Source organism: Piscinibacter defluvii, from assembly GCF_004011805.1.
Classification (GTDB): domain Bacteria; phylum Pseudomonadota; class Gammaproteobacteria; order Burkholderiales; family Burkholderiaceae_C; genus Piscinibacter; species Piscinibacter defluvii.
Window position 1 is genome coordinate 1 of the sequence record NZ_RCHJ01000038.1, and the last position, 23,437, is coordinate 23,437.

Below are 23,437 nucleotides of genomic sequence, written 5' to 3' on the forward strand. Positions count from 1 at the left end.
AGGAGCAGGAGCAGGAGCAGGAGCAGGAGCAGGAGCAGGAGCAGGAGCAGGAGCAGGAGGCCCCCCCGCTTCGCGGGTACCCCCCACGGCTTCGCCGCGGCCCAGCAAGCGCTGCCCTGACGACTTCGAGGTCCCCGCGGACGAGTGGCGAAAGCTCGCTGCCGAGTGCCCGCATGTCGACCTCGAGGCCGAGACCCGAGCGTTCAGAGACCACACCTTCGCCACGGCGAAGAGCGACTGGCTCGCGACCTGGCGGAACTGGATCCGCAAGGCCGGAAAGGACGCGAAGCCGCCGGCACGCGCCGCACCGCGCCAGACCGCCACCGACCGCGCCGTCGCCACCCTGGACGCCCTCACGGGCCGCAGCAACCGAGGACCGAACCATGACCCGAGACCCGAACCGCCGCTCGCCGATGTCGTTGACGTCGCCGCTCGCCACGTCGGCTGACGCCGTGCCGGATGCCTGGGTCGAAGACCTCTTCGGCCGGCTGCAGGCGATCCTCGGCACGGCCCTGGGCAACCTCTACGCCGGCGCGGACCCGGAGCTGGTGAAGGCGGAGTGGGCGCAGGCGCTGGTCGGCTTCAGCGGCGACGAGATCCGCCGCGGCCTCGCTGCGGTGCGCACGCGCCGCTTCGCGCCGAACCTGCCCGACTTCCTGCTGCTGTGCCGGCCCTCGCTGGACCCCGAGGTAGCGTGGGCCGAGGCCGAGCAGGGCTTCCTGGCGCTGCGCAACGGGAAGCGCTTCGACTGGTCGCACCCGGCCGTCTTCTGGGCCGGGCGCGACTTCGCCGCCGAGCTGAGGGTCAAGCAGTTCGCCGACGTGCGCAAGCGCTGGGAGCCCGCGCTGGCGCGCTGGTTCGCGGCCCGCGAGTACCGCCCGATCCCGGACCCGGAGGCGAAGCGGCTGCGTCAGGACGCGCAGCAGAGCATGGACGCCACCTTCGCCGAAGAGGCGAGGGCCCGGATCGTGGCCATCCGCGACCGCATGGCCGCGAGGTTCACCCGCCGAGACGATCCGGCCCCCCCGATGCCGGACAGCAACAGCGGCGAGCCGAGCGCCGAGCAGCAGGCGATGCTCAACGAGCGCAAGCGCGTGATGGACCGCGCGGTCTCGGAATACGCCGCCTCGCGCGGCATTCGGCTGTGACCGCCGCCACGGAGGCAGCGATGCACACGCACCAGCTCGACAACCACTGCTCGCTGCCGATGACGCGCAGCCCCGACGCCGAGCAGCGCGACTGCCCCAGCGGCACCGGCGTCGTGCTGGCCGTGCTCGCGGTGCTCAGCGTGTGGGCGCTGCTCGCCGCGCTGGGGGTGTGATGGCCGTCTTCATCGGAATCGACCTCGGCCTCGACGGCGCGATCGCTCGGCTCGAGCATCGCGGCGTCGCCGACATCGAGGACATGCCGACCTTCGCGCATTCCGGCAAGGGCATGGTCAAGCGCTCGGTCGCACCGGTCGAGCTGCTGGCCGCGCTGCGGCGCATGGTGCAGCCTGGCGAGAAGGCGACGGCGATCGTCGAGGAGGTGCACACCTTCCCGGGCAGGGTCAACTCCCCACAGTCCAACGGCTCGCTGATGGAGACGAAGGGCTGCGTGCGGGCGGTGCTGGCGCTGGCGGGCATCGAGACGGTCTGGGTGGACCCGCAGGCCTGGAAGGCGATGTACGGGCTGGGCAGCAGCAAGGATGCGTCGCTGGCCATCGCGCGGTCGCTGTATCCGGACGTGCAGCACCTGCTGAAGCGGCAGAAGGATCACAACCGAGGCGAGGCCCTGCTGCTGGCGCACTGGGGCCTGAGGAAACTGGCATGAAGCTGATCTCGTGGTTCTTCGAGAAGGTGGGGATGGGCCTCGTCGTGGTTGGGCTGTTCGTCTTCGCGATGTCCTCCAAGGCCAACCTGGAAGCGACGAAGCTCCTGTCGAAGGTGCTCAAGGACGCTGCCAATGCGAAGAGCTGACCATGCGATGCAAGGCGTGTGCGGATGCCGAACGCGAGCCGACGCGAGACGAGTTCCATCGTGGCTGCATGAGCTGCGAGGCGAGGGCGCTCGCATCGCTCGGCGCGCACGTCGAATCGCTCGAGCGCCGCTGCATCACGCCGCAGTACCGCGCTGCGCTCGAAGCTCTGTTCGGCGAGGCCTGGATGCAGGGCCACGAGCACGTGAAGCGATGGGCCGGCAAGATCACCAGCGCCGCCGCGCGGCGCAAGGAGAAGGCGACGTGATGCTCCGCGCTATGGACGAGACCCATAGTGTCTGCCTACGCCTGGGGGGTATGGGTCCTTCTGGAGGGGTAGGACGTGCGGGTAATTCGGCCCCCGCACTCGCGCTAGCGAGAGGGGATTCCAAACGGTTGTACCCCGCGGGCCCTTGCTGACGCCGAGGCATGCCACGGAAGGTGCCCAAACCACAGAAGGAAGTGCGCCGCGTGACCGGCGCCGAGCTGGCGCGCGAGCTCAATGTGCGCAGTCAGGGCATCTACAAGCTGATCAAGCGCGGCGTCATCGAGCGTGGCTCGGACGGCCTCATCGACGTCGAGCTGGCGAAGGTCGCGATCGCCACGCGAGTGCGCGCCAGCGGCAAGACGGCCGCCGCGGTGGTCTCGGCGCCACCGGTGGTCGCGAGCCAGTCGGTGCCGACGCCGAATCCCAGCCTCATCACCTACCAGACGGCCCGGGCCGAGCGCGAGGCGGAAGAGGCGCTGATCGCTCGGTCCAAGCGGCTCGAGCGGGATCACCTGCTCATCGACCGCAAGAGCACGCTGGCCGCGATCTCCACCGCTTTCCGACGCCTGCGCGACGACGCCATGCCGCTCGGGCGCCGCGTGGCCGCGCGCGTCGCGACCATGACCGATCCGCGCGACGTGCAGCAGCTGATCGACGACGAGCTGGCGCACATCTTCCGCACCTTCGCCGAGAAGACGCTGGCGTCGACGGTGGCAAAGCTGCCGAAGCCCCGCGGCGAGGACACCTCCAACCCACTGACCGAGGAAGCAGCGTGAGCGACCTGAATAACATCACCTACGTGCAGGCCGAGATCCAGGCCGCCGAGAAGCGCATCGAGCAGGAGTTGGAGCGCATCGCCTCGCTCGGCCAGTTCCGCGAGCTGTGGTGCGACATCAAGATCCAGACCTCCCGGGTGCTCAACTCGGTGGAGAGGGTCGAGAAGGTCGACGTCAAGATCCGGGCGGTGCTCTGAGGTAATGTCGAATCACTTTCAGCTGCCGCCTCTTCTCGAGGCAATGGCCCGGCAGGGCGGCACGGTCAGCGGCCGAGCAGTGCCCGACGATTTCTCGCGCGGATGGGGGAAGCATCCGTTCAAGGGGACCATCGCCCATCACTGGACGGCCGATCGGACTGCGGCTTTACCTGAAGGCGCCTACGGTCTGACGAGCGCCTGCGGGATGGTGACTGTCGCAACCAAGAGCGTTCCGCTGCTGGGCGCCGGAACCTTCGAGTACTGCCGACGGTGTGAGTCGGTCCTGCTGCGGGCGGCGACCTGATGGTGCCAACCGACGCCGAGGCCGAGGTCCTGCGCACGATCGCCGAGGCGATCCTGCCGGACCCCGAGCTGAAGCTCGACGAGTGGAGCGAAGAGCACGTCGTTATCCCCAAGGGCTCGGCGTTCTCCGGGCACTACAGCCTGCGCCACACCCCCTACGCGAGGCGCATCCTGCAGGCGCTGAGCCCCAGCCATCGCGCCTATCGCGTGGTGGCGATGGTGGCCAGCCAGATGCTGAAGACCCAGATCTTCATCAACGCCGCGCTGGGCTGGATCGACCGCGCGCCGGCCAACATCCTTGCGCTCGAGCCGAACGACAACCTGGTCAAGCGTCTGTCGGCCCGCTTCAGCAAGGCCGTCGAGAACTGCGAGCCGGTCAAGGAGAAGATCGCGCCGCCGCGCTCGCGGGACAAGCGCAATACGGTCGAGTCCAAGGAGTTCGACGGCGGCACGATCTACTTCGCCACGGCCGGCGCCGACACGAACCTCGCCGAGATCCCGGCCCGGTACATCTTCCTGGACGAGGTGGACCGGCCGGCCTGGCGCGGCCACGGCGCCGGCGAGGGCGACAAGGTGAAGCTGGCCGAGGCGCGGCAGACCACCTACGAGGGCATCGCGAAGGCCTACGAGGTCAGCAGCCCGCACCTGCTCGGCGAGTCAAAGATCCACCAGCTGTTCCTGCTCGGCACGCAGGAGCGCTACCACGTGCCGTGCCCGCACTGCGACCACCTGCACGAGCTGGTGCGCGAGAACTTCAAGTACGGCTTCGACCCGGAGACCGAGCGCGTCTCCTGGGCCCACTTCATCTGCCCCGAGTGCGGCGGCGTCATTGAGGAACATCACAAGTCGTGGATCCTGCTCGACGCCGAGCTGGGCGGCATGGCGCGCTGGGTTGCCGGTGCTGCTGGCGACGGTGAGACGATCAGCGTCACGCTCTCCGCCTACTACGCGCCGCCGGGCTCCATCACCTGGCTGCGCCTGGCGCGCGAGCTGGCCCTGGCGCTGCTGGCCAAGGAGCGCGGCGATGAGTCGCTGCTGCAGGTCTATACGAACACGCGCGAAGGCCTGCCGTACGCTGCGGGCGATGTCACCTCGACGGCCTCCGAGCTGCACAAGCGCGCCATCGCGGAGAAGCTGCCGGCCCGGGTGGTGCAGGAACAGGCGCTGGTGCTCACGATGTTCGTCGACACCCAGCCCAACCGACTCGAGGCCACCATCCAGGCGTGGGGCCCCGGGCTCGAGGGCTGGATCGTCGATCACGAGGTGCTGTGGGGTGCGCCGATCGACGATCCGCAGTCCGAGTCGTCGGTTTGGGCGAAGCTGGATGCGCTGCGGGCGACGCCCTTCGTTCATGCCTCCGGCGCTCTGATCCGGATCTCCTGCTACGGCATCGATGCCGGCGGTGCCAACACCCAGGATGTCTACAACTACGGCGCCCAGCGCAGGCACGTCGGCTGCGTCGTCACCCGCGGCGAGAACCTGCCGAACCGGCCGATCATCGCCTCCAAGCCCAACCGGTACGACATCGACTGGCAGGGCAACCGGGTCGAGAACGGCGGCGAGTACTGGCGCATCGGCACGGACACCGCGAAGGACCACATCTTCAACCGGCTCGGCCTCGAGCGCGGGCCCGGCGCCTACCACTGGCCCGCGAGCTACGAGCTCGAGCGTTTCGAGCAGCTGCTCGCCGAGAAGCGCGTCACCGCGTACGTGCGCGGCAGGGCGGTGCGCAAGTACGTCAAGCCCAACGGCGTGCGCAACGAGCAGCTGGACACGCACGTCGGCAATCTCGCGATGGCGCACTACCTCGGCCTGCACAAGTGGACGAACGCCGACTGGGCCCGCCTGCGCCGGAACATCGTCGGCGCACGTGCTGCCGAAATCGCCACCGTTCCTGTTCCAGCCGATCCCGTCTCGCCTTCGAGCGCTCCCGTCCCGCCTGGAACGCCTCCCGTCCCGCCGAAGCCGCCTTCTGTTCCACCGCCTGCACCAGCACCAGCACCCGCACCGGCGCCCGCGCGCCGCGTGCTCTCTCGCGGCCTGCGCCGCTGACCACCATGACCTCCGAACCCGCATCCACCATCACGACCGAAGACCAGGGCGAGGAAGAGCGCCTGGACATCAGCGGCATGGAGATGGACGACCTGTGCTGGCGCTGGGCCGCCTGGTCGCGCTCCCGGCGCTTCCTCGGGCCGCCGCCGATCGCACCGGGCATCCTCGGCAAGCTCACGTCCAAGGGCACCGGCGCCAGGCGAGGCGGGCCGCCGGACACGAAGCTCAGCGCCGAGCTGCACGCGATGAATCTGGCCATCGCGGCGCAGCCCAAGGACGTGTCCCGGCGCGTGTTCGAGCTGCACTACGTGCACGCCGTCGGCAACGTCAAGTCGGCTGCCGACCTGCTGGGGATCAGCCGTTCAGCGTGGTACCGGCACCTCGGCGACTTCAGGCAGCGAGCCTGGATCGCCCACCGACAGATCATGGAGGCCGACCGGGCTGCGCTTGATGCGCTGCCCTCGGCGGAAGGCCTCGTCGCTGACGACTCGGAGTAGTGTCCCGAAAAAGCGGGACAAAAAACATGAGCGCGCGTGAGACAGAAAGGCCCAGAATTCGCCCCAATTCGGCTAGTGGCTGAACTGCGCCCGTAGCGCAGCGAGTCGCCCGCCAATCCGTTCAGTCCCCCTGAGCCCCGAGTACCGCAAGGTGCCGGGGCTCTTTCTTTGGAGCCTCCCGGTGCCCGACGCCCTCAGCCTATCCGCCAAGCGCAGCGGCAGGCTGGATGCCGCCGTGGCGCAGCTGCGCGACATCCCGGAGCGCGTCATCCCGTACGCGGCGAACGGTGCGATCAACATCGTGCTGTCGCGCGCGCGGCGCGACATCCAGGCCGAGATGCCGCGGGTGTTCGACCGGCCCAACGCCTACACGCTGAACAGCCCGCGGGTCATCGACTCCAAGCGCGAGACGCTGACCGGCCGCGTGTTCGTGAAGGACGACGCCGCGAACAACGGCACCCGGCCCGAGGACTATCTGCTGCCCAACGTCTTCGGCGGCGGCCGCAAGGAGAAGCGGTTCGAGCGCAACCTGCGCTACGCCGGCATCCTGCGCGAGGGCTGGCGCGTCGTGCCGTCGACCGAGGCCAAGCTCGACAGCTTCGGCAACATCCCGCGTGGCGAGATCCAGCGGATCCTGACCGCGGTGCGCGCGTCGTTCGACCGGTACCAGAACCGCTCCGACAGCGCGCGAAGCCGCCGCAACGCGCGCAACGCCCCGTACTTCGTCGCCGGCCTGGACCGCATCTCCATCGTCGGTGGCGAGCAGGTCGTCACGCGCAGCAAGCTGCAGCCGGGCATCTACCGGCGCGACGGCCGCGGCATCAAGCCCGTCTTCGTCTTCGTGAAGAAGCCGCCGCAGTACCGGCAGCGCTTGGACTTCGCCCGCGTGGTCGAGGCCCGCGCCGACGCCGACTTCGTTCCCGAGTTCGTCCGGCTGGCGAACGCCATCACCTCCAAGCCACGATGACACGCGACGAGCTGCAGGCCCGCCTCACCGCCTACCTGGCGGCCGAGGCCAAGATCCTCCGCGGGCAGGAGTACACGATCGGGCAGGGCCAGACCGCGCGCCGCATGCGCCGGGCCGACCTCTCGGAGGTGCGGGCCGAGATCAAGGACCTGCAGCGCCAGATCGACGACATCGACAACGCGGCCGCCGGCCGCCGCCGCGTGCTGTACGCGCGGCCGATGAACTGAGGCGCCGGCGATGGCGATGAACCTCATCGATCGGGCCATCGGCTACTTCTCGCCGCGGCGCGGCATGAGGCGCGCCATGCAGCGCAGCGCCTTCGAGGCGTTCTCGGGTCAGGGCCTGGACGGCGCCGGCCAGAGCCCGATGAACGGCCGCTGGTTCGTCCCGCCGCGCAGCGCGGATGCCGACATCGTGCGCGGCCTGCGTCGCCAGCGCGGCGAGTCGCGAGAGCTGCGCCGGCTCAACCCGATCGCCGCTGGCGCGATCGAGTCCAACCTCACGCGCGTCGTCGGCACAGGCCTGCAACCGGTGCCCGAGCCGGACGCGGCCGTCCTCGGCTGGTCGGACGACCAGGCGGCCGAGTGGAAGGCCAACACGATCCGCGAGTTCTCGCTGTTCGCCGACAGCAAGGAGTGCACGCTCGACAGGCAGCAGACCTTCTACGAGCGCCAGGAGCTGGTGCTGGGTTCTCGCCTTGAGAGCGGCGACTGCTTCACCATCCTTCCGGACGGCGAGCCCACCGCCACGCAGCCGTATCGGCTGCGTCTGCAGCTGATCGAAGCGGATCGCTGCGCCAACCCCTTCGGGAAGGCCAACGACCTGGACGTGGTGGAGGGAGTGCGACTGCGCAACGGCGCGCCGGTGGGCTACCACATCCTCGACCAGCACCCGGGCGGCCTGCTCGTCACCGGCAGCAAGAGCTTCGAGGGCCGCTGGTACGACGCCTTCGGCACGAGCGGCCGCCGGCAGATCCTGCATCACTACCGGCCCACGCGGCCGGAGCAGACGCGCGGCGTGCCGTACCTCGCGCCCGTCATCCAGGCCATCAAGGACCTCGGGCGCTACACCGAAGCGGAAATCTCCGCGGCGGTGGTGTCGGCCTTCTACACCGTCTTTATCGAGCAGGACGGGGCCAGCAAGCCCGCGCCGGTGTTCGGCATGGACGGCACGAACACCGGCCAGCCGCCGGCCGGCGAGAACGACACGGTGCCGCCCAGCGGCGACGAGTTCGAGATGGGCCCCGCCGCGGTCATCGGCCTCGGCAAGGGCGAGAAGGCGGTGTTCGCCAACCCGCAGCGGCCGAACACGGCCTACGACCCCTTCGTGATGAGCATCCTCACGCTCATTGGCGCCGGCCTCGGCATCCCGGTCGAGTTGCTGACCAAGAAGTTCAACGCCAGCTACAGCGCCAGCAAGGCCGCGCTGCTCGACGCCTGGCAGCACTTCCGCACCGAGCGCGCTTGGCTGGTGCTGAGCTTCTGCCAGCCGGTCTACGAGACGTGGATGGCCGAAGCCGTGTCGATCGGCCGCATCAAGGCGCCGGGCTTCTTCCGCGACCCGCTCATCCGCTGGGCCTACACCCGCGCCGCGTGGCACGGCGACAGCCAGGGTTCGATCAACCCGAAGGACGAGGTCGCCGCCTACCGCGACGCGATCGACGGCCGGCTGATGACTCACGAGCGCGCCGAGTGGGAGCTGTTCGGCTCGGACTGGACGCGCACCTTCCCGACGAAGAAGCGCGAGCTGCAGATGCTGGACAAGGCCGGCATGCAGCCGGTGCCCAAGGCCGGCGCGGCCACGCAGCCGAAGCAGCAGGGCACCGCCGATGCGCCGGCACAGCCGCAGGCCTCCGCCGAGCTCAGCGAGGCTGCCAAGGCCATGCAGCAGCAGGCCGAGACGTCCAAGGCGCTGCACCAGCGGGTCGAGGCTCTCGCGCGCGAGCCGGTGAAGGTCGACGTGGCGATCACGAACGAGCCGATCCAGATCCAGCTGCAGCAGGAGCCGACGCACGTCGTCATCGAGCAGGCCGACCAGCACCTGCACCTCCTTCAGGCTCCCGCCCCTGCGCCAGCGGTCCAGGCACCTGCGGCGCATCAGCCGCAGGCCGCGGATCGGCCTTGCCGGCTGATCGCAATGCGCGATCCGGTCACCGGATTGGCCCGCGAGTACCTGAAGGTGCCGATCGAGCCGATCGACTCGGCCGCCCCTTCCGCCGCCGGCGCGCCCTACGGGCACCGGATCGTCCCAGTGCGCGACCAGGAGAGCGGACTGGCTCGCGAGTACCTGAAGCTGCCACTGACGGCCCCGGTGAACCTCGCCGAGGTCATGTCGCAGTCGTCCGCCGAATCCATCCCCTGAAAGGATCACCTCACCATGTATACCGACCTGGCACGCAACAACATGCTCGATGGCATCGGCGCGACGCACCTGTCCGCGCACACCGCCTACAGCGCCACGGGCGCCAACGAGGTCACGGGCGGCAGCCCGGCCTACGCGCGCAAGGCCGTCACCTACTCGGCGGCGGCCAGCGCGGCCAAGGTTGCAAGCACGAACCCGGTGTTTGACATCCCAGCCGGCACGACCGTGCGCTTTATCGGCTTCTGGACCGGGCTCGCCGGATCGTTCCTCGGCATGATCGCCAACGGCGGCAGCGAGAACGAGTTCAAGGTCGATCCGGCGACGGACGTTTTCACCGTGCCCGCCCACGGCTACGCGGACACGCAGAAGGTCGTCTTCTACGGCGACACGGTGCCCGCGGGTCTCACCGAGGGCACGGTCTACTTCGTGCGCGACTCCACGACGAACACGTTCAAGGTGGCGGCCACTTCGGGCGGCACCGCGATCGACATCACGGGCGAGCCGGGGCGCAAGTGCGTGGTGTCGGCGATCGTCGAAGAGGCGTTCGGCGCGCAGGGCACGCTGACCGTCAACTCGCAGACCCACCGTCTGGACGCCTAACCAGGAGCCACGACAATGAGCCTCTGGACCTTCTCGCGCGGCTCGCACGCGCAGTCGCTCACAGTTGCGTCCGCGGTGATCAACGTTCCCGCCGGGCGCATGCTGCGCTTCATCAGCGGCAGCGTCGTCGGCATGGCGAGTGCGGCGGTTGCCGGCGCAGAGTTCGGCATCTACCTGGCCAGCGCCAACGGCTCGGGCGGCTCGCCGACCTCGATCACGCCGAAGCCGGTGGACCCGAACGCCGACGGACTCTCGGTGCCAAGCGGCTTCAGCATCGTCTACGGGTACACGACCGAGCCGACGCTCGAGTCGGATCCGAAGGCGCGCCTGCGCTTCCAGCCGCTGGGCGGCCGCGACTGGCTTGTGGCGGTGCCTGGCGCCGAGCTCGAGTTCTGGAAGTCGACGGCCTACCAGGTGGCGCTGCGTGGCATCTCCGGCACGCCGAACGTGGCATTCGACTTCACCGTCGAGCTGAAGCCGTAGGGGCGGCGCAGTGCTCAGGCGTCCGCTGCGAATGCCGCGCATCGCTGGGCGGCCTCGATTCATCGCCAAGTCGGGCGTCCTCGTGCCCGCCGCCACCGGCCTGATTTTCCCGAGCAACGGCGATTCGGGTGGGAGCGGATGGTTCAGCTTCACGGGCGGCAACGTCCTGCAACTGTCGCCGGCGACGATCATCTTCCGAGTCAACCCTCGCCAGCAGACCGGCTACTACACGACGTTCTTCAACGGCCGCGGCGATGGCTCGTTCTCTGGGACGTACGACTACTACGGCGCGCACCTGTACCCGCAGGGAACGCCTGGGTCCAGTGGCACGGTGCACAACTGGGAGATCTCGGCCATCGGAAGCGACTGGATCGTCGACGACAACGGGAATTCGACCGTCGGCACCAAGGGCGTCTGGTACACGCAGGCCGTGCGCGTGCGCGACGTGGGCAGCACCAGCATCGTCCAGTTCTTCTACAACCTGCCGGATCTGACCAAGGTCATCACCAAGGACCTCGGCGGCCTGCTGACGCCGTACTCTGGAACGAAGGCCTTCACCGTCGGCGATGCGCCGTGGAACCCGAACGCCGAACGGCTGAGCGGCACTTTCCGCGGGCTCCAGAAGTACGCGGCCTACCTGGGGGATGCGGACATGCTGGCCGAGGCCGCGAACGACAGCATCGACTCGCCGCAGACCTCGGCCGGCGCTTCCTCGGTCTGGTACATGAACCAGAACCCGACGCCGACCGACATCAGCGACAAGTCGGGCGCTGGGCACAACCCGGCATTCATCGACGCCAGCCGGCCCACCCTGTACACGGCCTGATCCATGGCGCTGCCAGTCACCGATCTCTGGTCGAGCGGAACGACGCAGGGCGTCGCGGCCTACGGGCCCTACGCCGTGCTCGAGGGCGGGTTCAACGTCATCAGCGGTTCGCCCGGGCTCGAGATTACGAGCGGCGCCTACAACACCCTCCGGCGCACCGGCGAGACGTTCAACGCTGCGCAGTTCTCGCAGGTGGTCATCACCGCCGGCCAGATCAGCACGGGCATCTATTGCGGCCCGGCGGTGCGCTGCCAGTCGGGCGCGAACACGAGCTACCACGCCGAGACGAACGGCTCCGACTACTACGTCTCGAAGTGCGTGGCCGGCACGCAGACCGTACTGGCGGGGCCGATCACCCTGTCGACCGCCGCCGGCGACGTGTTCCGCATCGAGATCGACGAAGTGGCGACGGTCACGACGATCTCGGTCTACAAGGCCCTGGCCGCGTCGCCGACCAGCTTCTCGTTGCACGCGGCGTACACCGACACGGCGTCTCCGATCACGGCCGCGGGCGACGCTGGTGTCTTTGGCTACGGCAGCACGCCGGGAACCAGCGTCGTTGGGACCTGGACGGCCGGCAACCTGTCGACCGCCACGGCCGAGCAAGAAGGCTTCCGCTTCGGGGTCGACGACGGCAGCGAAAGCGCGCACACCTGGGCGCAGGCGCAGGACACGAACGACACCGTCTCGGTCGGCACGGCGCGCTTGATCCGTGCGCTCATCAACGGCTCGGGAGACCTGCCGGCGACGGCCTACACACTGCGCTACCAGAAGAACGGCGCGGGTGGCTACGTGCCGGTGCCGGTCGGCTCTGGCAATCCGACGACGATCGGCGCGCCGGCGTTCAACGGGGTTGGCGCAGGCGCCAACGCCACCACCAGCAGTGGCTCGCTGAACGTCAGCTACCCGTCGATGACGGGCGCGACCAGCGACACGGCGCTCTACCTGGTGGTCACCGGCAGGCACAGCACGGCCGACACGGCACCCACCGTGCCAGGCGGTTGGACGCTCGTCGGCGAGCTCGAAGGCGGCACCGGCACGTTCGGCGCCGATGCCGGAACGCGCCGTGTGAGCGTGTACAGGAAGGACACCGTCACCGGCTCGGAGAGCGGGACCATTGCTGTCAGCTTCGGCGGCACCACTTCTTCGACGACGTACGCATCGATCGTGCGCGTCGACCCTCCGAGCGCGGGCTACGTCCTGTCGCAAACCTCGACCACGGGGCAGGACACCTCGGCTGGCACGGCGGTCAGCATCGCCGGCAGCGCAAGCCTCGACTACGACGCGGCCGGTGACCTCCTGCTGGTTTGCCATGCGTCGCCGAGCGACACCGGCGGCGTCGTCAACTCGCCGTCTCTGACCGCCAGCGGCTCGACGTTCGGCTCGCTCACTTCTCAGGCAAGCATCGCGGTCACTGGTGGCAACGATCACCGGCATGTGATCTACAGCGCCGTCGTCACGGCGGCAGGTTCGGCTGCTGCGCCGACGTTCGCGTACACGGCAAGCGGCACCAACTCCGGCAACGCGAGCGGCCCGGCCGTCTTCCTGCGTATTCGCGCCACGCTGCCTGCGGTCACGAACCAGATCTTCATCGACGCATCCGCCAACATCGCCGCCGGAGGCGAAGCGACGACCGCGCGGCTGACGGCGCCGAGCGGCAAGAGCACCAGCGACTTCGTGACCGGGCGTCGCTGGGACGACGAGAACGGCGCGGACTCGATCGACCTGACGATCGACGACTACACCGAGCTCGAGTGGCGAATCACCACGCAGACCCCGGCGGCTGACGGCGACTACTTCGACTTCCGCGTCTATGCCGGTTCGGCCGCATTCAACACCTACACGGTCACGCCGCGGCTGACGCTGGGATCCGCGGCGGTCGACATGCCGCCGCAGCTGACGCCAGAGCCGCAGGCCGCTTTGCTGATCGACTCCGTTGCGCTGCTGGGAGCGGACTGGTCGGTCAACGTTTCGGGGATCGTCAGCACGCTCGGGCCGGCCAGCAGCACCGGCGCAACCGGTCGCGCTGGCGCCCGGGGTGACTCCACAGCCGCGCACGGTGCACCTACGGTCGCTTCAGGCCGCGCAGGCGCACTAGGTGGTGCGCCATTCCTGAAGGAGAGCCCGTCGGCGGCCAGCGGCCGTGTCGGCGTGCGCGCGGAAGTCGACACCGTCAAGGCAGCTGCCGCCGAGTCTGAAGGCCGCTTGGCCGGTCGCGGAAGCGTCGTGTCGGCCGAGGGCGCGGTGCATGTCGCAGCAGGACGTCTTGGCGCGCGTGGCAGCGCCGCCACGATCCCAGCCTTCGGAGTCGTCACCCAGGCGACCGGCCGAGCCCGCGTCGTTGGTGACGCGACCTCTTCGAAGATCGTGCCTTTGGGCGCTGCGGGCCGCGCCGGTGCTACTGGTTCGGCGCTGGCAGCGAAGGGCTCTGCAGGTGGATCCGACGGGCGCGCTGGTCCGCGAAGCGAGGCCATTGCCAGCAAGTCGGTGTTGCACGGAGCCAGCGGCAGCTTGGCCGTTCGCGGCGCAGCGCTGGCTGCCGAGGGAGCCGTCCACTCGGCGACCGGCCGGATCGGCGCTCGTGCGAGCGTCTCGACCGCAGCAGCCTTCGGGGCCACGACCGTCGCCGGCGGTCGAGTCGGGGCGCGAGGGTCATCGTCGAGCGCCAAGGCCACCGCGGGCGCCGCGAGCGGCCGCGCCTGCGCGCTGTCCGACACGTCGCTGGCGAAGGCGATCTACCTCGCTGCGTCCGGCCGGATCGGCCTGCGTGGCCTGGTGGACACCAGCGGCATCCCGCCAGTCGAGACGACAGCAGGCGGGCGGCTTGGTGTGCGTGGGGAGGCGATCACGGTGCTGGGTGGCACCTCTAGCAGCGGCACCGGCACCGGTGGTGTCGGCCGCCTCGTCACGCCCTCGTACCGCATGCAGCCGCCGCGCCGCAAGCGCCGGCCAGGCGAAGACCAGCAGCAAGTCGGCACGGCCGTCGATCTGGCGCCCGGGCCGCTCGCTGGCACCGCGGCCGCCGCCCCCGCGCCGGCGCCCATCCAACCGGCCGCCGAGGTCGATCGCTGGCGCCTCGCGCGCGAGCAGGACCTCGAGTTCGAAACCAAGGTGCTTCACCTCGTCTAGGACCGACCCATGAGCGATCACATCGTGACCGTCACCCGCTCGAACCCCGCCGCCGCGCGGGGTTCGTCGTCTCTGGACCCGCGCGTGCACGGCGGCCCGCTGCGGCTCGCCGATCTCGTCGAGGGCTACTGGGCGATCACCGACGCCATGTACGACGAGATCCAGTCGATCTACGCCGCCCACATGCGCGGCGAGAAGATCGACCTCAAGGGCGTCGAGGCCAGGCTCGGCCGGCCGCTCGCGAACGAGCGCCGCTCGTACACGGTTCACGACGGCGTGGCCTTGTTCTCCATGTCGGGTGTCATCGGCCCGAAGGCCAACCTGCTGATGGAGATCAGCGGCGGCACCAGCGCGCAGCTGCTGCGCAACGAGATCATGACCGCGGCGCAGGATCCGAAGGTCAAGGCCGGCATCCTCTACGGCGACACGCCGGGCGGCAACGTGCTGGGCATCGCGGAAGGCGCCGCGGCGTGGAAAGCCTTCGCCGAGCAGAAGCCGGCCGCGACCTTCAGCGACGGCATGCTGGCCAGCGCCGGCTACTGGTGGGGGTCCGCGGCCTCGCGGGTCTACATCTCGGGGCCGATGGTCAACGTCGGCAGCATCGGCGTGCGCACCGAGCACGTCGATACCTCGATGGCCGAGGCGCAGCGCGGCGTGAAGCGCACCATCATCAAGGCCGGGCGCTACAAGGCCGCCGGCGACGGGCCGCTCGACCCGAAGACCCTCGAGTACAAGCAGGCGCAGGTCGACTACCTGTACAGCCTGTTCGTCGACGCGGTGGCCGCAAACCTCGGTGTCGATGTCGAGACCGTGCTGCAGGACATGGCCGACGGCCGCGTCTTCATCGGCCAGCAGGCGATCGACGCTGGCCTGGTGCACGGCTTCACCAGCCTCGAGGATCTGCTCGCGCAGATGGCCGAGGACCCGGAGGCCGTCGCGCCCATCCGAACCCAGGCGAACGCCGCCATGCCGCCCAAGCGGAAGGCCAGCGCGGTCGTGAGCCTGCCCCCCGCAGCCAGTGCCGCCGGTGCCGCGGCGCGGGCTGCGGACTCCCCGCAAGACGAGCCGGTGCCGCCCGTCGACTCCACCACCACACAGCAGGAGAACTCCATGCCGGAGAACCTCACGCGTGAATCGTTCGAGCGCGACCACGCGGCCCTCTACGGGCAAATCCGCTCCGAAGCCATGGCCGCCGGCGCGCAGCAGGAACGCGAGCGCATCCAGGCCGTGCGCGCCCAGGTGCTGCCGGGCCACGAGGCCCTCATCGAGCAGCTGGCCTTCGATGGCAAGACCACGGGCCCCGAGGCCGCCGTCGCGGTGCTGAACGCGGAGCGCGGCGTCGTCGCCGGCGCCGCGGCCGCGCACCGCAGCGACGCGCCGCCGGCCGCGCCCAGCGGCGCCAAGGGCACGCAGGCGCAGGAAGAGGCCGAGGCCAAGCCCAAGGGTGCCGTCAAGGCGGTCATCGACCGCATGAAGGTCTACGGCGCGCTCAACAAGCGCCCGACGACCGCCTGAGCACCTGAACCAACCCAAGGAGAACCAACATGGTTGCCAAGACCGCCAACCTCGGCGCCGGCTCCGCGATCAAGAGCGAAGCCAACGGGGACCTGTCGCGCGAGATCGTCACCATCGTGTCCGGCTCGGGCAAGCTGCCCGCGAACATGGTGCTCGGCAAGATCACCGCCACCGGCAAGTACAAGCCGTACGACGACAACAACACGGACGGCTCGGAGACCGCGGCCGCGATCCTCGTCTACGACGTGGACGCCACCAGCGCCGACGTGCAGGCCCTGGTGATCTTCCGCCTCGCCGAGGTCTTCCAGAACCGGCTGCAGTGGGCCTCGACCGTGGCCGCCGGCGAGAAGACCACCGCCTACGCGGACCTCGCCGCGGCCGGGAAGCTGATCGTCATGCGCACCTGAGCGCCGACGAGAGCCTGACCAACCAACACCACAAGGATCATCATCATGATGAACAACGACGACGGCTTCACCCTGTCGGAGATGACCGCGGCGATCAGCGAGATCCCGCACGTTCCGACGATGCTCGGCGATGACGGCATCTTCGAGTACAAGGGCGTCACGCAGCTCACCGTGCAGGTCGAGAAGCAGGGCACCACGCTCGCGCTGATCGCCACCAAGGCGCGCGGCGGCCCCGGCGGCGAGATCGGCCGCACGAACCGCAACATGCGCCCGTTCAACCTGGTGCACCTGCCCCTGGACGACAAGATCCTGGCGGACGAGGTGCAGGGCGTGCGCGAGTTCGGCAGCGACAACTCGCCGCTGCCGCTCGAGACGCGCCGCACGGAAGTGATGACGCTGGGCAAGCAGCGCTTCGACATCACGATGGAGTGGTACCGGGTCGGCGCGCTGAAGGGCATCGTGTACGACGCCGACGGCACCTCGGTGCTGCACAACTTCTTCACCGAGTTCGGCGTCACGCAGCAGGTGATCAGCTTCGAGCTGGACGTCACCGATACCGAACTTCGCTCCGTGTGCGACACGGCGCAGGAGCTGATCGAGGACGAGCTCGGTGGCACGCCCTGGACCGACATCAGCGTCTACTGCGGGCGCAACTTCTGGAAGTCGTTCATCACGCACAAGAGCGTGAAGGAGACCTACCTGGCGCAGGTGCAAGCCTCCCAGCTGCGAGGCGATCCGCGCCTGCAGGTCGAGTTCGGCGGCATGACCTTCAAGAAGTACCGCGGCGCCGCCGGCGGCAGCCAGATGATCGGCGCCGACGAGGCCTACATCGTGCCGCGCGGTGTGCCCGGACTGCTGCTCGGCCGCTTCGGCCCGGCCGACTACATGGAGACCGTCAACACCGTCGGCCTCCCGCTGTACGCCAAGGGCATCCCGATGCGCAACGGCAAGGGGTGGGACATCGAGATGCAGTCCAACCCCATCCACCTGCTGACCCGTCCGCGCGCGGTCATCAAGGCCACGCTGACCTGATCGCAGGGAGCGAGCCGTGGTGGAAGACGACCTGAGCGACTTCTTCGACGAGGACGATTTCGCCATCCAGGTGACGCGCGTGCGGCAGGCCGCCGCCGACGTCACCTTCGTGGCGATCCTCGGCCTCACCGAGGAAGACGCGCTGATGGGTCGCGCGACCGCCGCGGATCGAGTCCTGCACTGGCCAACGGGGCCGGACGTGCGGGAGGGAGACACGATCGTCGTCGCGGTACTGGGCCCGCTGGCTGTGCACAACGGCAGCTACAAGGTCCAGGAGCCGCGGCGCATCAACGACGGCGCCGAGTGCGCCTGCTACCTGCAGAAGGTCAGCGCGTGAGCCAGAGCATCCCGTTCCAGGTGTCCGCGGCGATCGTTGCCGCGCTCAAGGCTGAGCTCGAGCCGGGTGTCGCGGTGTTCGACAACCCGACCAGCCCGGCCGGGCTCGGAGATGGGCCGCGCGTGGTGTTCGTCGAGGACGCTGACGACGACCTCTTCAACAAGCCCGGCCAGGCCGAGGGCCGCACCTGCGGCTTCATCGTCGGCGTCATCAACCGTTCCGACGCAGGGCGCGCCGGGGCGGATGCCGACATGCAGCTGGTGAAGCCCATCGTCACTGCCGCGGCGCGCGGCATCTGCAAGAGCCTGGCAGACGCCAAGGCGATCACCGTCTTCAACTACCCGCGCGAGACCCGGCGCACCTACCGGCACGAGCACATCGATGTCGAGGGTGCGCTGATCCTCACCCGCTTCGAAATCGACTACCGCCTACCGGCCCCGCGGCCGGCGGCGGCCTGACACCCCACTTCACAGGAGCCAGACATGGCACTTTCCACCGCGCAAGGCTTCATCGGAGCCGGCGACCTCTACGCTGCGCTGATCGCGTCCGACGGCTCGATCGGCGGCTACATCGACTTCGGCAACACCACCAAGCTCGGCATCCAGCCGGCCTCGGAGATCAAGGAGCAGAAGAGCAAGAAGCGCGACAGCTACGGCCAGGTGCTGGAGACCGTCGCGCTGCAGGACACCGCCACGCTGTCGGCCGTGCTCGAGACGGTCAACCGCGTCGGCCTGCGCTACGCCTTCATGGGCGAAGACGCGGCCTACTCGCAGACCTCCGGGACCGTCACCGACGAGGCCACGATCGCGAAGCTCGACGGCTGGGTGCGCCTCGCCAACGAAGAGGTCAGCTCCTTCGTCCTGACCAACTCCGGCGCGTCGGTCACCTACGTGCTCGGCACCGACTACCTGCTCAACACCCGGCTGGGCATGTACAAGGCCATCATCGGCGGCGCCATCACCGACGGCCAGGCGCTGCTGGCCGACTACTCCAAGGCCGCGTTCACCGGTGCTGCGATCCGCGGCAACGTCAAGCCGCAGATCCGCGCGCGGCTGCTGCTCGACGGCAAGAACCTGGTCGACGACAGCATCGGCATCCTCGAGGTGTGGGAAGGCGTGCTGAGCACCAGCTCGGAGTTCGACTGGTTCTCCGACGACTGGAACACCGTCGAGCTGCAGGGCCGGCTGAAGACGCCGGCCGGCAAGACCGAGCCGTTCGTCTTCAAGGCCCGCTGATCCCGGGCACACCAGCAGACGGGCCGGCCGCGCGAGCGCCGGCCCGTTCCTCTTTCGACCGCTGACCCCAGACGAGCGACATGGCGACCGGCCCACGCATCCGATACGACATCGAGGCGCGCGCCGCTGGCGCGGCCGACGTGGAGAAGCTCGCCCAGGAGTTCCAGAAGCTCGACGGCGCCTTCCCCGACACCCTTTCCGACAAGGTTCGCCAGGCCTCTGCAACGCTCGGCGAGCTTGGCAAGCAGCAGGCCGCGATAGATGCGTTCACGCGCATCAGCGCCCAGGCCGAGCTGGCTAAGCAGAGCCTCGAGAACGCGCAAGCTGCGGCCCAGAAGTTCAACGAGAAAATCTCGGCGAGCGGGCCGCCCACTGCTGCGCAGTCGGCTCAGCTGGGCAAGTTGAACGACCAGGTCAAGTCGGCCTCCGATGCGTTCACTCGCCAGTCGGAATCGCTGTCCAAGGCGGCGTCCGGTCTGCGCGAGTTCGGCATCAGTGAGAACCAGCTTAAGCAGGTCAGCGCGGAGCTCGCGTCGCAGGTTGGCAAGACCACCGAAACCCTGCAGCGCCTGGTTTCCACCGGTGGCAGCGCCACCGGCTTCCAGCAGCTGGTGCGCGAGACCGATGCAGCGCGCCAGCGCATGCAGGAGACGGCTCGCGCTGCCGAGCAGCTCGCCGCCGAGCTGCAGGGCGTGCAGCGCCCGACCGACGGCGAGGCCGCGAAGCTGCGCGAGCTGCGCGCCGCGGCCGACACCGCGCGCGCCGACTTCGAGCGGCTACAGCAGACCACCGTCGAGCAGGGCCTCGCGCTGCGCCAGGCAGGCGTCAACACCGAGCTGCTCACCGCCAAGACGCGCGAGGCCGCCGCGGCCCAGCAGCAGGCCTCCGCGGCCGCGCAGCGCGGCGCCAACGCCTACACCGAGCAGGGCGCCGCGGCGCAGCGCGCAGCCACCCAGCAGACCGCCGCGGCGACGAACGTGCGGCAGGGCCTGGAAGGCATCGCCGGCCAGCTGCGCAGCATCCAGGCGCTCGCGGCCACGGTGCTCGGTGGCCAGCTGCTCTCCGGCACCATCGGCGACATCGCGCGCACGGCGGACGCCTACTCGAACCTCGAGGGCCGCATCAAGCTGGTGACGGGCGAGGGCGCCGCGCTGCGGCAGGCCTTCGACGGAGTGTTCGACGTGGCGCTGCGCACGAACAGTGCCGTGGAGGGCACGGGCACCCTGTTCGCGCGCATCGCGCAGGCCAGCAAGGATCTCGGGCTAAGCACGTCGGAGGCCTCGGCGCAGGCCTTGCAGCTCACCGAGACGATCAACCAGGCGATCCAGGTCAGCGGCGGCACTGCGCAGGCCGCGGACGCAGCGGTGACGCAGCTTATCCAGGCGCTGCAGTCCGGGGTGCTGCGCGGCGAGGAGTTCAACTCCGTCATGGAGCAGGCGCCGCGCCTGGCGCGCGCGCTGGCCGACGGGCTGGGCGTCACCACCGGCGAGCTGCGCAAGCTGGCCGAGGCCGGCACGCTCACGTCCCAGACGGTCATCAACGCGCTGCGCGGCCAGTCCGAGGCGCTGCAGCGCGAGTTCGAGCAGCTCCCGCCCACCGTCGGCCGGGCGCTGCAGACACTCTCGGTCGAGTGGACCCGCTACGTCGGCGAGGTCGACCGGGCCAACGGCGTCAGCCGCAGCGCGGCCGAGGCGATCACATCCCTCGCGCGCAACCTCGACACCGTGGGCACCGCCCTCGCGGTGGCCGGCAAGGCCGCGGCGGCGTACCTCGCGATCGACCTGGCGAAATCGCTCTACTCGCGCGCCGCGGCCGCCGCGGCTGCAGCGGCTGCGCAGCAGACCGAGACGGCGGCCGTCTCCAGCTCGACCGCGGCGCTGGGCACCAACACCGCCGCGCTCGGCGCCAACACGGCCGCCAAGGCGGCGAACACCGCCGCGACGGCGGCGAACAGTGCGGCCAACGCGGCAGGCGCGCTGGCGTGGGGCTCCGTCGAGCGCAACGTGCGCCTGGGCGGCGCCGCCGCGGCGGAGGCCGCCACCAAGACCGGCGCGCTGGGCACGGCCTTCGGGCTCGCGCGCGGCGCTGGCTCGGCGCTGCTCGGCGCGATCGGTGGCCTGCCGACCGTGCTGCTCGGCGTGGCGCTGAACGCGCGCGAGATCGGCACCTGGCTCGGCGAGAGCGCGGCCAAGATGCTCGGCGCCAAGGACCGCTCGGAAGAGCTGGCCAAGGCCGACGCCGAGCTGGCGCGCCGCAGCCGCGAGGTCGCCGCCGCCAAGGCCGCGCAGGCGCAGGCCGCGCAGCTCGCGGCCGACAAGGCGCTGGGCCTCACCGACGCATCGAAGCGCCTGGTCGGCGAGTTCGACGGACTCGTGAAAAAGGGCGAGAGCGTCTCCGAGGCACTGGCCAAGGTCGCCAAGGACCTCGAGCTGGACAACCTCACCGGCATCCGCGACGCGATCACCGCGCTCGACGCGCTGGCGCAGCAGGGCAAGATCACCGGCCAGCAGGTGCGCGAGGCGCTCGCCGGCGCGCTGAAGGGCGAGGACCTCGCCGTCTTCCGCATCCAGGCGCGCGCCGCGTTCGACGAAAGCGAGCAGGGCGCCCGCAGGTTCGCGGCGGCCGTCGCCGCCATCGACGCCGAGGCGCTGCGCCGCGCGGGCACGTCGATCGAGGAACTGCGCACCGGCTTCAGCCAGGCCGCGAACAGCGCGATCAACGACGTCGCCGCGCTGAACGACGCGATCAACCGCCTCGGCCTCGCCGGCGAGGATGCACAGCGCGCGGTGGCTCGGTCGCTGGACGCTGCGACGCAGGCGGCCGGCACGCAGCGCGCGGTCGAAGACCTGATCGGCCGCATCGCGCAGCTCGGCGAGGAAGGCGCGCTGTCCGGCAAGCGCCTCGAGGACGCCTTCGTCAAGGCAATCGACAAGGCCGTCGAGTTCGGCGAGACCGATCGGGACCTGCGCAAGGTCGAGCAGGCGATCAAGGACATCATCGCCGCGAACCCGCAGATGGCCGCAGCCTTCGAGGGCTCGCTCGACAAGCTGAAGCAGAAGGTCGTCGAGGTCACCCCGTACCTACGCCAGCTCCAGGCCGACGCGCGGCAGCTTGGCGTGCAGCTCGAGGACAGCACGTCGAAGGGCGTCACCGCCTCGATCCAGGCCTACGAGCGGCTGAAGGCCAGCGGCAAGCTCAGCACCTCCGAGCTGCAGCAGGCCTTCGGCAACCTGGCGGCCCAGCTGATCAAGCAGTCGAACGGGCAGGTCTCCGACTGGCTGAAGGTCGAGGCGCAGATGCGCAACGTGCGTATCGAGGTCGACGCCAACGGCAAGGCCGCGATCGACTTCGGCAACGCGGCGAGCGGGGCGTTCAACCAAGCTGCCGGCAGCCTCTCGGGCATCGGCAGCGCGCTCGATCAGCTGAACTCGAAGCTCACCCAGACGGCGGCATCGCTGTCCTCGGTTTACGACGCGGCGACGAAGGCGCGCAAGGCCGCAGACCTCAGCGTCCTCGGCAACGTCGACAGCAGCGGCTTCACGCTGGGCCCGGACGGCCAGCGCTTCACGGTCTCGCGGCAGATCGACGTGCCGGACGGCTACACCTTCGACAACGCCGCCTTCCAGCGCGCCCAGCGCAACGCCGCGCTGACGGGCGGCCCGGCTCCCGACCCGGCGAACTTCTACGTCGCCCCGAGCCCTGGCCTGTTGGAGATCACCGACGAGAGCGCCGCGGAGCAGGGCCTCATCCGCAACGGCAGTGCCGGCTACAGCCCGCTCGGTGCCAACCGACAGCAGGCCGAGCTGCAGCGGCGCGCGGCAGAGGCGGACCGCATCGCCCGGCAGAACGCTGCGGCGCGGGCGGCCGCTTCGGGCGCCACGACCACCAACGTGCAGATCGTGCGCCTGCAGATCGGCAGCTCGTCGACCGACGTGCGCGTCTCCAGCGCCGCAGACGCCTCGGCCCTCACGTCCTTCATGGATCAACTGGCGGCAGCCGCGCGCTCCGCCGGCATCAACATCAGCGGCTGACCCATGAACACGCTCACCTACGGCGCGACGACCATCACGCTGCCCGACGACCTCACGTGGCCGGACGAGTGCAGCTGGCCCAAGGTGGCGCAGCGCCGCGGCTACAGCGTCACCGGCGCGCTGCTGGTGGAGGCCGGCTCCAAGGCGGCCGGCCGTGCGATCACGCTGGCCGGCGGAGAGAACTTCGCCTGGATGGCGCGCAGCGCGCTGCTCTCGCTCAAGGCCCTGGTCGAGCAGGCGGGCATCACGATGACGCTGTCCTTCCGCGGCACGAGCTACTCCGTGATGGTCGACTGGGAAGCCGGTGGCCTGCAGGCCGTGCCGGTGGCCGAGTTCAGCGATCCGGCGGCCGCCGACTTCTACTACTTCACGCTCCACCTCATGCAGGTCTGACGCACCATGGCCATCCTCTCTTCGAACCTCAAGCTCTTCGCCTCGCAGCGCTACGTAGACGAGGCCTACGGC

General features: G+C 69.7%; 24 protein-coding genes. All 24 read left to right on the plus strand.

Going from position 1 to position 23,437, the window contains the following annotated elements; all coding sequences use genetic code 11:
* The first annotated feature begins 383 nt into the window (after positions 1-383).
* The 24 genes from D9C15_RS31525 to D9C15_RS31630 all read left to right on the plus strand — a co-directional run bounded on the left by D9C15_RS31525 (position 384) and on the right by D9C15_RS31630 (position 23,365).
* A complete protein-coding gene (locus tag D9C15_RS31525) occupies positions 384-1,148 on the plus strand; it encodes a hypothetical protein (protein ID WP_128003443.1) in 765 nt (254 codons plus the stop codon).
* 20 nt (positions 1,149-1,168) lie between these two features.
* A complete protein-coding gene (locus tag D9C15_RS33610) occupies positions 1,169-1,321 on the plus strand; it encodes a hypothetical protein (protein WP_164886941.1) in 153 nt (50 codons plus the stop codon).
* Positions 1,321-1,812, plus strand: coding sequence for a RuvC family protein (locus tag D9C15_RS31530; RefSeq protein ID WP_128003444.1), 492 nt, complete (start codon positions 1,321-1,323; stop codon positions 1,810-1,812). The genes D9C15_RS33610 and D9C15_RS31530 overlap by 1 nt, the downstream gene beginning before the upstream one ends.
* On the plus strand, positions 1,809-1,958 hold the full coding sequence (locus tag D9C15_RS33615) for a hypothetical protein (RefSeq protein WP_164886942.1): 150 nt from the start codon (positions 1,809-1,811) through the stop codon (positions 1,956-1,958). The genes D9C15_RS31530 and D9C15_RS33615 overlap by 4 nt, the downstream gene beginning before the upstream one ends.
* 2 nt (positions 1,959-1,960) lie before the next feature.
* Positions 1,961-2,224 (plus strand): hypothetical protein, encoded by a 264-nt coding sequence (locus D9C15_RS31535; RefSeq protein ID WP_128003445.1) that lies wholly within the window; start codon positions 1,961-1,963, stop codon positions 2,222-2,224.
* Positions 2,225-2,427: 203 nt separating this feature from the next.
* Complete coding sequence (locus tag D9C15_RS31540) at positions 2,428-3,000, plus strand: hypothetical protein (protein WP_128003446.1); 573 nt, start codon at positions 2,428-2,430, stop codon at positions 2,998-3,000.
* Positions 2,997-3,197 carry a hypothetical protein gene (locus tag D9C15_RS31545; RefSeq protein ID WP_128003447.1) on the plus strand — a complete coding sequence of 67 codons (201 nt, stop codon included), beginning with the start codon at positions 2,997-2,999 and terminating at the stop codon, positions 3,195-3,197. Before D9C15_RS31540 ends, D9C15_RS31545 begins: the two co-directional genes overlap by 4 nt.
* 303 nt (positions 3,198-3,500) lie before the next feature.
* The gene (locus D9C15_RS31550) at positions 3,501-5,552 is read left to right on the plus strand and encodes a terminase gpA endonuclease subunit (RefSeq protein ID WP_128003448.1); all 2,052 of its coding nucleotides are present in this window, start codon (positions 3,501-3,503) and stop codon (positions 5,550-5,552) included.
* 5 nt (positions 5,553-5,557) lie between these two features.
* Positions 5,558-6,049, plus strand: coding sequence for a helix-turn-helix domain-containing protein (locus D9C15_RS31555; RefSeq protein WP_128003449.1), 492 nt, complete (start codon positions 5,558-5,560; stop codon positions 6,047-6,049).
* Positions 6,050-6,230: 181 nt separating this feature from the next.
* Positions 6,231-7,016 (plus strand): hypothetical protein, encoded by a 786-nt coding sequence (locus D9C15_RS31560; protein ID WP_128003450.1) that lies wholly within the window; start codon positions 6,231-6,233, stop codon positions 7,014-7,016.
* Positions 7,013-7,243, plus strand: coding sequence for a DUF6148 family protein (locus D9C15_RS31565; RefSeq protein ID WP_128003451.1), 231 nt, complete (start codon positions 7,013-7,015; stop codon positions 7,241-7,243). The genes D9C15_RS31560 and D9C15_RS31565 overlap by 4 nt, the downstream gene beginning before the upstream one ends.
* Positions 7,244-7,259: 16 nt before the next feature.
* A complete protein-coding gene (locus D9C15_RS31570) occupies positions 7,260-9,377 on the plus strand; it encodes a phage portal protein (RefSeq protein ID WP_164886944.1) in 2,118 nt (705 codons plus the stop codon).
* Between the two features lie 15 nt (positions 9,378-9,392).
* The gene (locus tag D9C15_RS31575) at positions 9,393-9,977 is read left to right on the plus strand and encodes a hypothetical protein (RefSeq protein WP_128003453.1); all 585 of its coding nucleotides are present in this window, start codon (positions 9,393-9,395) and stop codon (positions 9,975-9,977) included.
* Between the two features lie 15 nt (positions 9,978-9,992).
* Positions 9,993-10,460, plus strand: a complete 468-nt coding sequence (locus tag D9C15_RS31580) for a hypothetical protein (RefSeq protein WP_128003454.1) — start codon at positions 9,993-9,995, stop codon at positions 10,458-10,460.
* Positions 10,461-10,491: 31 nt separating this feature from the next.
* Positions 10,492-11,286, plus strand: coding sequence for a hypothetical protein (locus tag D9C15_RS31585; protein WP_128003455.1), 795 nt, complete (start codon positions 10,492-10,494; stop codon positions 11,284-11,286).
* A 3-nt stretch (positions 11,287-11,289) separates the two neighbouring features.
* On the plus strand, positions 11,290-14,415 hold the full coding sequence (locus D9C15_RS31590; protein WP_128003456.1) for a hypothetical protein: 3,126 nt from the start codon (positions 11,290-11,292) through the stop codon (positions 14,413-14,415).
* Between the two features lie 9 nt (positions 14,416-14,424).
* Positions 14,425-15,930, plus strand: coding sequence for a S49 family peptidase (locus D9C15_RS31595; RefSeq protein ID WP_128003457.1), 1,506 nt, complete (start codon positions 14,425-14,427; stop codon positions 15,928-15,930).
* A 29-nt stretch (positions 15,931-15,959) separates the two neighbouring features.
* Entirely contained in the window at positions 15,960-16,337 is a 378-nt protein-coding gene (locus D9C15_RS31600; protein ID WP_128003458.1) for a head decoration protein, read from the plus strand.
* Positions 16,338-16,382: 45 nt separating this feature from the next.
* Positions 16,383-17,369 (plus strand): major capsid protein, encoded by a 987-nt coding sequence (locus tag D9C15_RS31605; RefSeq protein ID WP_128003459.1) that lies wholly within the window; start codon positions 16,383-16,385, stop codon positions 17,367-17,369.
* Between the two features lie 19 nt (positions 17,370-17,388).
* On the plus strand, positions 17,389-17,706 hold the full coding sequence (locus D9C15_RS31610; protein WP_128003460.1) for a hypothetical protein: 318 nt from the start codon (positions 17,389-17,391) through the stop codon (positions 17,704-17,706).
* Positions 17,703-18,164, plus strand: a complete 462-nt coding sequence (locus D9C15_RS31615) for a hypothetical protein (protein WP_128003461.1) — start codon at positions 17,703-17,705, stop codon at positions 18,162-18,164. The genes D9C15_RS31610 and D9C15_RS31615 overlap by 4 nt, the downstream gene beginning before the upstream one ends.
* A gap of 24 nt (positions 18,165-18,188) precedes the next feature.
* The gene (locus D9C15_RS31620) at positions 18,189-18,941 is read left to right on the plus strand and encodes a phage tail tube protein (protein ID WP_128003462.1); all 753 of its coding nucleotides are present in this window, start codon (positions 18,189-18,191) and stop codon (positions 18,939-18,941) included.
* An 80-nt stretch (positions 18,942-19,021) separates the two neighbouring features.
* Positions 19,022-22,972 carry a tape measure protein gene (locus D9C15_RS31625; protein WP_128003463.1) on the plus strand — a complete coding sequence of 1,317 codons (3,951 nt, stop codon included), beginning with the start codon at positions 19,022-19,024 and terminating at the stop codon, positions 22,970-22,972.
* A 3-nt stretch (positions 22,973-22,975) separates the two neighbouring features.
* Positions 22,976-23,365 (plus strand): hypothetical protein, encoded by a 390-nt coding sequence (locus D9C15_RS31630; RefSeq protein WP_128003464.1) that lies wholly within the window; start codon positions 22,976-22,978, stop codon positions 23,363-23,365.
* Positions 23,366-23,437 lie beyond the last annotated feature (72 nt).